This window comes from Brunnivagina elsteri CCALA 953, assembly GCF_002289455.1.
Classification (GTDB): domain Bacteria; phylum Cyanobacteriota; class Cyanobacteriia; order Cyanobacteriales; family Nostocaceae; genus Brunnivagina; species Brunnivagina elsteri.
The window spans coordinates 1-12984 of record NZ_NTFS01000180.1 but is presented as its reverse complement, the minus strand read 5'-3'; the positions used below and the strand labels follow the sequence as shown (position 1 = coordinate 12984).

The 12984-nt window shown below is 43.2% G+C and carries 13 protein-coding genes and 2 pseudogenes; 12 read left to right on the top strand and 3 right to left on the bottom strand.

From position 1 onward, the window contains the following. Positions 1 to 87: 87 nt before the first annotated feature. The 3 genes and pseudogenes from CK510_RS34400 to CK510_RS16265 form a co-directional block, all read right to left on the bottom strand. A pseudogene (locus CK510_RS34400) lies at positions 88 to 288 on the bottom strand (hypothetical protein); the annotation flags it as partial. Between the two features lie 15 nt (positions 289 to 303). Further along, positions 304 to 408, bottom strand: a pseudogene (locus CK510_RS34395) (Y-family DNA polymerase); the annotation flags it as partial. Positions 409 to 959: 551 nt separating this feature from the next. After that, on the bottom strand, positions 960 to 1481 hold the full coding sequence (locus CK510_RS16265; protein WP_095722698.1) for a hypothetical protein: 522 nt from the start codon (positions 1479 to 1481) through the stop codon (positions 960 to 962). A 336-nt stretch (positions 1482 to 1817) separates the two neighbouring features. Between CK510_RS16265 and CK510_RS16260 the strand changes: the two genes are divergently transcribed. From CK510_RS16260 to CK510_RS16205, 12 genes are all read left to right on the top strand, one after another. Continuing rightward, complete coding sequence (locus CK510_RS16260) at positions 1818 to 3158, top strand: ATP-binding protein (RefSeq protein WP_095722697.1); 1341 nt, start codon at positions 1818 to 1820, stop codon at positions 3156 to 3158. A 228-nt stretch (positions 3159 to 3386) separates the two neighbouring features. Beyond that, positions 3387 to 4019 (top strand): contractile injection system cap protein, encoded by a 633-nt coding sequence (locus CK510_RS16255; RefSeq protein WP_245912178.1) that lies wholly within the window; start codon positions 3387 to 3389, stop codon positions 4017 to 4019. Between the two features lie 15 nt (positions 4020 to 4034). Beyond that, positions 4035 to 5258: a hypothetical protein gene (locus CK510_RS16250; RefSeq protein ID WP_095722696.1), complete on the top strand. Its 1224-nt coding sequence runs from the start codon at positions 4035 to 4037 to the stop codon at positions 5256 to 5258. 29 nt (positions 5259 to 5287) lie between these two features. Beyond that, on the top strand, positions 5288 to 6853 hold the full coding sequence (locus CK510_RS16245; RefSeq protein WP_095722695.1) for a contractile injection system sheath protein: 1566 nt from the start codon (positions 5288 to 5290) through the stop codon (positions 6851 to 6853). Between the two features lie 74 nt (positions 6854 to 6927). Then, on the top strand, positions 6928 to 7365 hold the full coding sequence (locus CK510_RS16240; protein WP_211293208.1) for a phage tail protein: 438 nt from the start codon (positions 6928 to 6930) through the stop codon (positions 7363 to 7365). Between the two features lie 163 nt (positions 7366 to 7528). Beyond that, positions 7529 to 8008, top strand: a complete 480-nt coding sequence (locus CK510_RS16235; RefSeq protein ID WP_095722694.1) for a contractile injection system inner tube protein — start codon at positions 7529 to 7531, stop codon at positions 8006 to 8008. Between the two features lie 175 nt (positions 8009 to 8183). Next, positions 8184 to 8360, top strand: coding sequence for a DUF5908 family protein (locus CK510_RS16230; RefSeq protein WP_245912177.1), 177 nt, complete (start codon positions 8184 to 8186; stop codon positions 8358 to 8360). A gap of 3 nt (positions 8361 to 8363) precedes the next feature. Further along, on the top strand, positions 8364 to 9092 hold the full coding sequence (locus tag CK510_RS16225; RefSeq protein ID WP_095722692.1) for a CIS tube protein: 729 nt from the start codon (positions 8364 to 8366) through the stop codon (positions 9090 to 9092). After that, positions 9089 to 10861, top strand: a complete 1773-nt coding sequence (gene vgrG, locus CK510_RS16220) for a type VI secretion system tip protein VgrG (protein WP_095722691.1) — start codon at positions 9089 to 9091, stop codon at positions 10859 to 10861. The genes CK510_RS16225 and vgrG overlap by 4 nt, the downstream gene beginning before the upstream one ends. A 34-nt stretch (positions 10862 to 10895) precedes the next feature. Continuing rightward, positions 10896 to 11189: a PAAR domain-containing contractile injection system baseplate protein gene (locus CK510_RS16215; RefSeq protein ID WP_095722690.1), complete on the top strand. Its 294-nt coding sequence runs from the start codon at positions 10896 to 10898 to the stop codon at positions 11187 to 11189. Position 11190: 1 nt separating this feature from the next. Then, positions 11191 to 11670, top strand: a complete 480-nt coding sequence (locus CK510_RS16210; protein WP_095722689.1) for a gp25 family contractile injection system sheath assembly initiator — start codon at positions 11191 to 11193, stop codon at positions 11668 to 11670. 102 nt (positions 11671 to 11772) lie between these two features. Then, a partial coding sequence (locus CK510_RS16205; protein ID WP_510788925.1) for a baseplate J/gp47 family protein occupies positions 11773 to 12984 on the top strand: 1212 nt, incomplete at its 3' end.

The window sequence follows — 12984 nt, the reverse complement described above, 5'->3', positions numbered from 1 at the left end:
ATCCGTTTGAAATTAGCGATCGCTTGTGGGTAAAAAATCATCTTGAAGAAGATGAAGAAAAACTACGGTTTTCAACGTAGACGAGGTTTAACTTTTAGGGACAGCAGCACAGGTTAATTGTTGCTGGATAACAGGAGATTTATCGGCAATTAATTCAATTTTCCCCTCTGCATTACGTCGCCAACCTGTGGCTTGCACAATAGTTTGTGGAGGTGTTGGTATTTGTGCTGTAACTGCACTCTTTTTCCGGTATGCAGAGATGTCGCGGATATCAGACCAAGTGCGATCGCCCTCATAACTTGCAGCTGCTACCACTCCGCGTTGACTTGGTGAACTACCAACTGCTAACGGTTTACCTCGATATTCTGGATTGTCCCTTTGCTCTACCGATGCGTAAAAAGCATCCATGTCGATATGGATAATTTTTCTGACTTTGTTCGCCATTACGCGAAAAATGAAGGTGCAATTATTAGTTTACTTGTACCAATGAAGATTATTCACGCAACTGCAAAATATTCTGTAAAATACTTTAATACTTTTTAGTCATGCGATGGTCGTAGACCGGGCTTTGCCCATCGCTCTTTTGTTGATTTAACCCACATTCCGCACTTCAGAATGTAGCATACATATTACAAAAATACTCTCTGGCACGAGTAAGAGTAAGCCACAAAATGAATGATCCTGTGTTGTCATGCTGAGGAACGTAGGCGAAAGACTTCCCGTTCCCTCGTTCGCCTTTGGCGTTCCCGTAGGGTAGAGGGTTCCCGAAGGGTAGGGTAGCATCTACGCGAGATTCTAGCCTGCGGCAACGCGTAGGCGCGTACGTTCCACCCTGCGGGTAGACGCGCAAGCGGCTTCTGTAAGTAGCAAGCTACAGAATGACCGAAGAGCATTTCTTTCTGTGGAGTTCTCTAAATAAAAACACTAACTCAAGTTGCGTGTTACGCGACTCCTGGAATTCATACATCCTTGGTAGATGAACTTTCTGATGATACTGTAGCAAAAGCATTAGTCTCTTCCAGCTTCGTTGCAGGTGACTTTCCTCTGAGAGGGTCAAATTTGATTTCCCATCCCAAATATTCTTTAATGAAAGAGGCTGACAATTGGTATGCACGTTCCAGGGGCAACAAAAGGTATTTGAATAATGTGGACACAATCTCATCAAGATTAGGTTGTTTAATCTCAAGCCAATTCCGAAAATACTGTCCGCTTTGAAAAGCAATACCCAATACCCAGATAATTAAGGCAATAAGTAAAGCAAATAGAAACAAGACAACGGCGATCGCTTGTTTGAAAATCTGCCAAGTTTTACTAGATGCTTGTTGATAGACAACTGCGGTATTTTTGTCTGAGAGAGTAGCCCATAGTTGTATAGCCCCTTGAATCGGATTATAATCTGCCGACTGAGAGTTATCCTTTTTGTAGAGGACTGGGAGACTATGAGAGGATTCTGGACTTTGCTGAACTAAAGTTTCTTGCATAAATTTTTAGTCGATCTCTTAGGTTTGATTCTATTACGCTCAATTAAGAGGGTAAATGGGAGGAACGATCCGTTAAGTGTTGCCTTTCACTTCATTTACTTAAGATTGATACGTTTGACTGGGGAGACTTTTGGCGGGTTTTTGCGGCTGAAATCTGTTTGCGATACTCCCTGCGAGAGTGGCAGCCGCCATCCCAGCACAAATCTAATTTATTATGTAATCTCCAATCATCACGAAAATTGATACATTTAGTTAAAAACTAATACTCAAGTCGTTGTTGGAGCGCGATCGCTTAACCTCGGAAACAGCATATATAACACTGCATATAAATTTATCATGGGTTTGCCAAATATCTACAGCCTAGAAACAGCGCTCAACTACCTAGCTGAGGTCGTTCAGTGGCGCATGAACTCGTACTTCAGCGATAATCGACACCCAAGGGTTGCAATGCCCAATCCTCCGGATGAATGGTTGAACGCAGACAGCCTTCTAACCTGCTTTATTCACAAGTATCAATTGGATAGTGCTGCCCAGCTAACTCTACTAATTGCCCTAGCCCCCCACCTACAACCTGATTTTTTTGAGCGCCTGATCGTGTCTCAGTTACCCCAACCTGGTGACTATCCCCAAATTGGTGGTTGGCGTGGTAAGTCTTATCGGGGTTTTCTACCAACTGGTGAAACGGTGCTATTTATTACTAGCGGTGGTCAGTTGAGCGAGCGCCTACGTCTTCAGGAAGTTTTCAGCCAGGAACATCCCTTTGCCCGCGATCGCGTACTTTACCTAGAAGCACCAGCAGAAGGTGAACCCCTGATGAGCGGTAAACTAGTCATGACTCAGGATTACATCGAGCTGCTTACTCAAGGACATTTTTCCCATCCCCATTTCAGTATGAATTTTCCTGCCCAGCTTATCACCACTGGGATGGAGTGGGAGGATATAGTTCTGAATGCCCAGACTTTACAACAAATCCGTGACTTGGAAGGATGGATTACTCATGGTCCAACCATTCTCCATGATTGGGGTATGAAAAAGAAACTAAAACTAGGATATCGCGCTCTCTTCTATGGTCCCCCTGGCACAGGGAAAACCCTCACAGCTAGCCTTTTGGGCAAATACACTGGTAAAGATGTTTACAAAGTAGACTTGTCGATGGTGGTATCAAAATTTATCGGTGAGACGGAAAAAAATCTTGCTAATCTTTTCGCACGGGCAGAAAGTAAGGATTGGATTCTGTTTTTCGATGAGGCTGATGCTTTGTTTGGCAAGCGCACCAATGTCCGTGATGCCCATGATAAATACGCCAATCAGGAGGTCAGCTACTTATTGCAACGAGTAGAAAACTACGATGGTTTGGTAATTCTCTCATCCAACTTTAAGAGCAACATTGACGATGCTTTCCTCCGTAGATTTCAATCACTGATTCAATTCCCGATCCCCAGCCCCAAAGAACGGTTGCAACTTTGGCAAATGGCTTTCCCAGTCCAGGTGAAGCTGGCTGAGGACATAGACTTAACTCAGCTTTCCGCGAGCTATGATCTGACTGGTTCCGATATTATGAATGTAGTTCAATACTGCTGCTTGCAAGCATTGCAGTATCGCGATACAGTTATTTATCAAGAAGATATACTCAATGCTATTAAGCGGGAATTCAGCAAATCTGGAAAGATTATGTAGGGGGTAACAAAGTTGAATTTCAGGAGTTCAAGCGATCAAGTTTCTGCTATGCTCATCCATAAACAGCCTTTTTCTGCCCTCTATGAGTTTTGGGAACATTACCTATGGAGTGAAAATACATAGAATAAAAATATTTATTACATTCAACAAAACAAATAGCAAAAAGTTTTATTGTTTTTACTGATACAGCAAAGTTCAGATAAAATAGCTGAATTTGAGCGACTACTTTTGAAAACAGATCAAGCACCCAAGCATCCGGCTAATTTATTCACCGACTTAAGCATGATAATTGATGCAATGAGGTTGATACAGCTTGCTTTGCAGCGCTATATTCTGGAAGTTGAGCCGCAACTTGAACTTGCTCAGGTTGTCCTGATCGATAACATAGCTACCGCCCAAGAACTCGGTGGTTCTAATAATCAACTAAATGGACATGTGGTAATGAGTCTAGTTAATCTTCAGGAGGAAACTATCCTCAAGAATGGTTCTAACTATCGCTTGGAAAATGGTCGCACAGTCTACCAAAATCCCCCGGTTTACCTGAACCTGTTTATTCTCTTTTCAGTTCTGCACAATCAACATGAAACCGCTATCCAACTTCTGTCACGAGTAATTGAATTTTTCCAGTCGCAAAAGGAAATTTCATCGTTCGTGACCCCTGGGAATGGCGGTATTTCCAAGGATGTACGGGTCATATTGGAACTATACTCTCTGACATTTGACCAACTAAACCATCTCTGGGGAACCCTGGGAGGTAAACAAGTTCCCTTCGTATTGTATCGTGCTAGTTTGGTAGCCTTAGAAGCTCAAAAACTCCAGGGAGAAGGGTCTGTAATTAGTGAAATGAATGTAAACGAGTGAACTCAGTATTTGGCAATGAAGATTTTTTACAAACAAATCCTGAATTTGGAACTTTGGCATGACTATTTCCTAGGTCAACAAAATCCACCCAGCTTGCCGTTAGCCAATTATGAAATCTCGGAAATGCTAGCGCTTGTGCCGACTACAAATTGCCAACAAGTGCTAAAAAATCTGCGTTGGATCTTCCGTCTCCAACCTCATGGAGGCAGTATTTTTGCTTCTGTAGAGGAAGTGAAACCTGACGATTCCAAGACTAATTTTCCCACTCAGATACCAGTAGACCGTCCTTACCGACTGACATTTTGGCTGGTAGTGCGCGATCGCTATTTTGCTAATTTCACCAATTTACCCCTCACAGCACCTCGCCATCAGATTTATTATTTCTCAAACCAATCGGGTAATCAAGGTCATGCTTTATTCTTGACTCAACCCCTGCCAGTTTATGCGAGTAACACCAACTATCACTTGGGACAATTGGTGACTCACAATAATCAAACTCTAGAAGCATTGCGCGATCGCACGAATGTCACTATAGTTCCTGATGCCAATGATTGGGATATTTTGCCTAGTAGTCAGTATGTATCAGAGCTAGACAGCTTGCCTCAACAGGAAGCTTCCAGAATGTATACCATCCCTGAAGCTAATCCTGGCGATCGCTTTCGCTTCACTTTAGTAGATGCAAATGAGCAAGAAACCTTTGCCTTGGAGGTAGTAGCAGCAAATAAGCATATTTCCGGTAATGCGATCGCTGTTAGCCTCAATTTCCAAAACCAAATCCCTGGCTGCTACCAACTATGCCTAAATAATATCCAAGTTGACAAGTTTATTCTCTACGAACAAGCGATCGCCCATAATGCATTTGCTTTGGTAGAAATTGTTCTCAATCAGAACCTAGTAGCACCAGCTTTCTCCCTGTTGAAATTTCAGGATGGAAAAACCTTAATTCAACCAAAAACCTACGTGATTCGGTTTAAAAACCGAGCTACCCATTGGCGTTATCGCTATGAAAAGCCCCACGGCTTCACCAAAGACAAATTACCTGATTTTGAATTAAAAGATGACAAAACTTATTTTAGCAAACGACCCCAGGGTTTACTGAGACAACCCAAGCGCTTATTCACTGACGGGAAAGATCAGAGACTGCCAGCACCAGGGGTAATGCTGATCAAACCAGAAAGGCAAATCGATCCGGAAACAGAGAAAGAAGCGATCGCTATTTTTTCTGATGTCCACTTGTAACTAATTACCTAATTCCTAAACACACAAATATGCCAAGTACCTACAAAACCCCAGGCGTTTATATTGAGGAAATCTCCAAATTTCCACCTTCGATTGCGGAAGTTGCCACCGCTATTCCTGCTTTTATTGGCTATACCCAAAAGGCTGAAGTTAGAGGGATCGATTACCACAAAGTCTCGGCAGATAAAACAAAAACAGCAGATGATGCCGCAAAAGCAGCACAAGTAGCAAAAACAGCAGCCGATGCCGCACCAGATGATGAAAACTTGAAGAAAGCAGCAGCAGATGCCGCAAACGCAGCACAAGTAGCAAAAGCCGCAGCAGATGCCGCAAAAGTGCCTGTAGCAGTGAGGATTACATCACTACTAGAATACGAACTATTTTTTGGTACAGCTTTACCAGAAACTAGCATTTCAGTGACGGTGACGAATACGGATGTAAATGCCTCAATTGCTAAACCTTCGCCTCACAACATGTATTATGCGCTGCAAGCCTACTTTACCAATGGTGGTGGTTCTTGCTACATAGTATCCGTCGGTCAGGCGACAACAGCAGGTACTATCTTGCAAGCAGACTTGAAATTAGGACTAGATGCAGTTGAAAAAGAAGATGAGGTGACGCTAATTGTATTTCCAGAGAGTTTAAGCCTGATTTTAGATAATTTGTCTTACGCAGACTATGGGGCGATTTATGATGCAGCATTGGCGCAATGTAACAAACTTCAAGATCGCTTTGTCGTGATGGATGTGCTTCTCGATCCCAGCAATACATCCTTGACCGATGCAAGTGATGCCTTTAGAAGCAATGGTATTGGTATAAACAATCTTAAGTATGGTGCAGCTTATGGACCTCGCTTGGAGACTATTTTTAACTATATCTACAACGATCAGGATGTTGATGTCACACTGCCAGGTGAAAGTGCTTCCGTCAAGCTGGATACACTTGATCCCAAGAAAAAACCTGCTAAAAATGGTCAGTTTTACCCGCTCATCCAAAGCGCCATCGATCGCCTTCCTGTTGTTCTTCCTGCCGCACCAATTGTAGTGGGAGTTTATGCGGCAGTTGATAACAGTCGTGGTGTTTGGAAAGCACCAGCCAATGTCAGCTTAAGTTCAGTTATCCAACCTACCATCAAAATCACCAATGCCGAGCAGGAAGACCTCAACGTCCACACTACAGGTAAATCCATTAACGCGATTCGTGCCTTTACTGGCAAAGGTACCTTAATTTGGGGTTCCCGTACCCTAGATGGTAATTCTAACGAATGGCGGTATGTGCCAGTGCGAAGATTCTTCAACATGGCAGAAGAATCTATTAAGAAAGCCACCGAAGGCTTTGTCTTTGAACCTAACGATGCCAACACCTGGGTGAAAGTCAAGGCGATGATCGAAAATTTCCTGACCCTGCAATGGCGGGCTGGTGCATTAGCTGGAGCCAAGCCAGAGCAAGCTTTCTATGTCAATGTGGGGCTAAATATAACTATGACTGCACTTGATATCCTCGAAGGTCGCATGATTATTGAAATTGGTATGGCTGTGGTGCGTCCTGCTGAATTTATTATCCTGAAATTCTCCCATAAGATGCAGGAAAGCTGATCAAGACAATTCGCAATACGCGATCGCGCGAAGCAAGCAACGCAATTATTTACCTACTAATTAATTAACTAATCATGGCTGACATCAACTATCCATTACCGAAGTTTCATTTCCAAGTAGAGTGGGGTGGTAAACGCATTGGATTTACCGAAGTTTCTGGACTAAATGTGGAAACCCAGCCAATTGAATACCGTGAAGGAAATATGCCTCAGTATAGCAAGCTACAGATGCCGGGGATGCAAAAGTTTGGTCCTATCACGATGAAACGGGGAACTGTCAAGGGGGACAACGAATTTTACACTTGGTGGAACACTGTAGCTCTGAACACAATTGAGCGCCGGGATTTAACCATTAGTCTGTTGAATGAAAAGCATGAACCTGTGGTGGTTTGGAAGGTGAATCGGGCTTGGCCAACTAAGGCAACTTCCACTGACCTCAAAAGTGATGGGAATGAAGTTGCCATCGAAACTATTGAGATTGTCCACGAAGGATTGACAATTCAAAATGGCTAATCCTTCCTTTTAAAGTTAGGACTTACCTTCGCGTCACGATTGTCACAATGCTTTGTTGGTGTGTGACACCAAAAGTCCTATTGTTACGTACAAAATTACTCGAAGTGTCACACACGCTACACTCTGTGCCAGTTGCGTAAGTCACGAAAGTATCAAGTGAGCTATGGAATATACTTATCCCCCGGTCAGTTTCTTTTTTGACGTTATTTTTCAAGGTGAAAGTCTAAACAATCAAAGCGTAGAAACTCGCTTTCAAAGTGTTACGGGTTTGAATGTAGATATGCAGACGGAAACGCTAAAGGAGGGAGGAGAAAACCGCTTTGAGCATACCTTGCCAGTGCGGACTAAATATAGCCCACTGGTACTTAAGAGGGGCTTAGTTAAAGATTCCAAGATGGTGGACTGGTGTATGGATGCCATTCTTAACTTTGATATCCGCCCGATGAATTTGTTGGTGAGGCTTTTACATGCTCAGGTATCTTCTGTCAACAATTCTGCTGCAAGTAGCCAACCACTAGTTACTTGGAAAGTAATTAATGCTTGGCCCAAAAAGTGGTCAGTTTCGGAATTTAATGCTGAACAAAATTCTATTGCTATTGAATCTCTGGAGTTGAATTACAGCTATTTTGAGCCACTGAAGTAGTTATTTGTCGGTTGGGTGTTAGCGAAGTGTAACCCAACACAAGTTTCTGCCTTGTGACAAATTGGGGGTATTTTTTTAATTGGAAGTCCATAAGTCGTTTGCGTAAACCAACAATTCAAAGGTCAAGATGTGTTAGGCGACCGGACACTTATACATATATCAGGAGATGTCTATTATGCCATTGGAAATCAGAGAATTGGTGATTAGAGCCTCCATCAATGATGGAGAGCAGGGACAAAACACAAATCAAGGAAAATCAGAAAGTGGTACTAATATCAATAACCAAAGTGATATCATTGCTGCCTGCGTAGAACAGGTACTAGCTATTCTCAAGGAACAATCGGAGCGCTAACCTATGGTTAATTCTGTCAAAACAGGGGAACTTGCTAAAGTTAAGCTTGAAGTCTATGAGGACGATCGCTATCAAAAAAAGATCGGGGATTTTAATCTACCTATTAATCCAGAGCAGTTTTCCCAACAGTTTCAAATCGAATACAACCGCAGCCAAGCTCAGGGTTCTCAGCACAACAATCCGGAATATAAATTTACTCGACCGCAAGAACTGAAGCTGGATTTTACCTTGGATGGGACTGGGGTAGTCCCTGAGAAGCAAAATTCTGGGAAATTCCACCGGGATGTAGCGGGACAACTACAGAAATTTTTCCGGCTGACTTACACAATGAACCCGGAAACCCACAAGCCGAATTTTCTGCGCCTGTTGTGGGGGAACTTTTCTTTTGGTTACGATGGTAAAAATGGCTTTGATTGTCTTCTCACTAATCTCCAGGTTAATTACACCCTGTTTGCCTCCGATGGTAAGCCTCTGCGAGCCAAGCTGAGTGCGACTTTTACTAGCTATGTCGAACAGACATTAAGATTGCGGGAAGAAAATAAAAAATCTCCCGATTTAACTCACCAGCGCAAGGTGACAGCAGGTGACACTTTGCCTTTGATGACCTATCGCATTTATGACGATCCGTCCTATTATCTACAGGTTGCCAAAGTTAACGGTTTGGTGAATTTCCGCCGTTTAAAAACCAACACCGATTTGAGATTCCCACCACTGGAAAAAACGGAAATATGAGCGATCTAATTATTCCGGAAAATTCGCTCTACAATGTCGCCACCTTCAAGTTACTTTCTGAGGGTAAAGATATCACGGATAAATATGCTGTGCTGTCTTTGACGGTTAACCGAGAAGTTAACCGGATTCCTACAGCAAAAATTGTCCTGCGGGATGGTGGTGCTGCTGAAGAAACCTTTGAAGCGAGTGAGGGAGATGACCTGATTCCGGGTAAGGAGGTGGAAATTGCCATTGGTTACGATGGTAAGGACAAGAGGATGTTTAAGGGGCTAATTGTTAAACATGCAATCAAAGTTGCTGGGAATGGGGACTCCATGCTCATCCTCGATTGTAAAGATGTTGCCACAAAATTAAGCGTCGGTCGTCACAGTCGGTATTTTACTAAAGTCAAAGACAGCGATGCGATCGCACAAATTATCGGCAGCTATAGTGGTATCAGTTCGGATGTAGAAAGCACGAAAGGTGAGCATCCGGAAATTGTCCAATACTATGCAACCGATTGGGACTTTATTCTCTCGCGGGCGGAAATAAATGGGTTGATTGTTTTGGCGGAGGATGGGAAGCTGAAGGTAAAAGCTCCTAGTACCAGTGGTAGCCCCTTAGTCACCTTCACCTATGGCATTAACTTGCTGGAATTTGCCGCCGAAATGGATGCAAGAACCCAATATCAAGCAGTCACAGCACAAGCTTGGAACTATACCGATCAGACATTGCTGGAAGTTGAGGCAACTGAACCCACGGTGAATAAGCAGGGTAATTTATCAGGTAAGGTATTAGCAAATGCGATCGCGCCTCAAGCCTGGGAATTACGCCATAGTGGTCAGGTGGAAGAAGCAGAACTCAAAGCCTGGGCTGATGCCCAACTATTGAAAAGTCGGTTAGCCAAGATTCAGGGCAATATCAAGAGTGTTGGCTACCCCGATGCAAAGCTTGATACATTGATTGAACTCAAAGGGCTAAGTAGACGTTTTAATGGATTAGCCTACGTCTCTGGTGTGCGTCATGAGATGGTTGGTGGTGCATGGTATACATATATGCAACTTGGTGTAAGTCCTCAGTGGTTTTATCAAGTGACAGATATTGTCGAACGACCAGCATCAGGATTACTTCCCGGTGTGAACGGCTTGCAAATTGGGGTGGTGGTGCAGTTGCAGGATGACCCCAACGGAGAAGACCGCATTTTAGTTAAAACCCCGACAATTGACATGCAAAGCCAGGGGATTTGGTCACGGATTGCAACTTTAGATGCGGGAAATAATCGTGGTTCCTTCTTTCGTCCGGAAATTGGCGACGAGGTAATCCTAGGGTTCCTCAACGATGATCCCCGCGACCCGATTGTCTTGGGAATGTTGCATAGCAGCACCAAACCAGCACCTCTAAAAGCTGCCGACGAAAACAACCATAAGGGCTTTTTTACGCGATCGCAAATGAAGGTGAGCTTTGATGATGACAAGAAAATCATCACCCTAGAAACACCCGGAGGTAACAAAATTATCATCTCCGATGAGGATAAAGGGATTACCTTGAAAGACCAAAATGGTAATACTATGACTATGAATGATAGTGGTATCACCATCAAAAGTCCCAAAGATATTACCCTGGAGGCAACAGGTAAACTCACACTCAAAGCCACACAGGATACCAGTATTGAAGGGTTAAACGTGAAAATCAAAGCTAATGCTCAATTTAAAGCCGAAGGTAGTGCTGGAGCCGAAGTATCCACTAGTGCGATCGCAGTGTTGAAAGGCTCGTTAGTACAGATTAATTAAAAAAAATAATTAAAAAATAATTAAAGGATCAAAAATGGTAAAACCAGCCGCTCGTCTCACTGATATGCATGTCTGTCCAATGGTAACTGGCGTTGTCCCACATGTGGGAGGACCAATACTCAGCCCCGGAATCCCCACTGTCTTGATTGCGGGGATGCCAGCTGCTGTAGTCGGTGATACCTGCACCTGTACTGGACCACCAGATAGCATCATCCTGGGTTCCACAACTGTGCTGATTGGTGGTAAACCTGCTGCGCGGATGGGGGATACCACAGCTCACGGAGGCTCGATTGTTTTGGGAGCATTCAATGTGTTGATCGGAGGTTGAAATGGAAAACAATGACAAAGCCTTTTTAGGAACAGGTTGGGGATTTCCACCCACATTTAATAAAGCCTCTCGAACTGTGCAGCTAGTGAGTGCGGAGGACGATATCTGTGAGAGCTTGCAAATTCTCCTATCTACCAGTTTGGGAGAACGGGTGATGCAGCCAACCTATGGTTGCAATCTGCAAAATTTTCTCTTTGAACCCCTTAGCCCCACCATAACTAGTAGTATTAAAGAACAACTACGTACTTCTATTCTTTATCATGAACCTCGTATCCTGCTCAACGGCTTAGACTTAAGTCTGGATGAGCAATTACAGGGTCGTGTAAATCTCACCATCGATTACACAATTATTAATACAAATTCTCGGTTTAATTTGGTCTATCCCTTCTACCTGGAAGAAAGTACTGGTATCCTGCTTCCGGCTGCTAGTACGGGTGAAGTCCCAGTTAATCTGCAAGTAGGGAGCATTGCCAATGCTTAATTTTATTGGGAAACGCAAAGGAGCGCAGAGGTTGACGCAGAGAAACGCAAAGGTTTTCCCAAAAATTTCTGTCTTGCTTGACGTTTGTAAGTTGATAAATCCATGAATATACGCCGTGAACCACCAAAAAATCCATTAATCCGCGATGGTGTGAGCCAGGGTCAGCGACAACTTCCATCTCTGTCACCTGATTTCGTGAAAATTGACGAGGGAGATTTGGCTGATTTTTTGATTTTTGCTCACAAACTGAGCGAACGAGTTAGTTATTACAAAGATGACAATATAAAAGATGGTAATTGGCAGGAATTTTTTACTAACAGTACATCTGTGCAGATCGCCTTAATTAGTAAGACCCGTGCGGAAAGGGTCAAGGACGAGTATAGGACGAATTTGGATAATTTCCTCAAAAATCGAGATAATAAGACTCTGAAGCCGATATTGTCTGGCTGGCGTGACGTTTTGCTGCGTATTCAAAAGTGGTATGAGAATTTAGAAGATTATACTCCCCTCAAGTCTATGATTAGAGGATTGGTGCAGACTAATTTGAGGGAAACTCTTAAGCGGATGCAGTCCTTTGAGCTAGTTGCTCAGGAATCGTCAACAAAGTTCTATGAGGATTTTGCTCAGGTATTTGATCTCCAAATTAGCTTCGATTTAGAGGCTGCTCAGATACTTTTAAAGGGTACAGTGCTGGAAGCACGAGCAGAATTAGACGTTGTATTTCAGACACTGTTTCAAAATTACCGTCAGATTATCCAACTGGCTCCCAAATATCTCCGTGACAGTTTAGAGAAACGACAGGATCATCCGCCGCACTTATCTTTATATTTTGCCTTTTGGGAGGTAATGCAACCAGCCAGAGATGACCTGAATCGCATGACCCAGAGGCATCTTGACTTTTTCTACCGTCATGTGCTTCAATTACGCGATCGCATTGCTGAACCAGACCATGTTTATTTGATCTTTGAATTGGCTAAATCGCAGACAGAATATAAGTTAGGTGCAGATACTCGCTTATTGGCTGGTAAGGATGCTAGTGGTGTTGAGTTATTTTATCAACTGGATGCTGAAACTGTTCTCCACAAAGCCCAAATAGCTAGCTTGAAAGGGTTATTTTTGGACTCACAAGAAATTGCCACTGGTGAGGAACCAAGCAATCTTCTTGGTTTGTATTACTCACCCCAGGTTAATTCTTTTGATGGTGAAGGTGGAGATTTTCCCAAAGAACAAATAGTTAAAGCATGGTTGCCTTTTGGAAATCAGACGCGCAAACCTGCTCAATTAGGATTAGCGATCGCTTCCCAGATTTTTTAC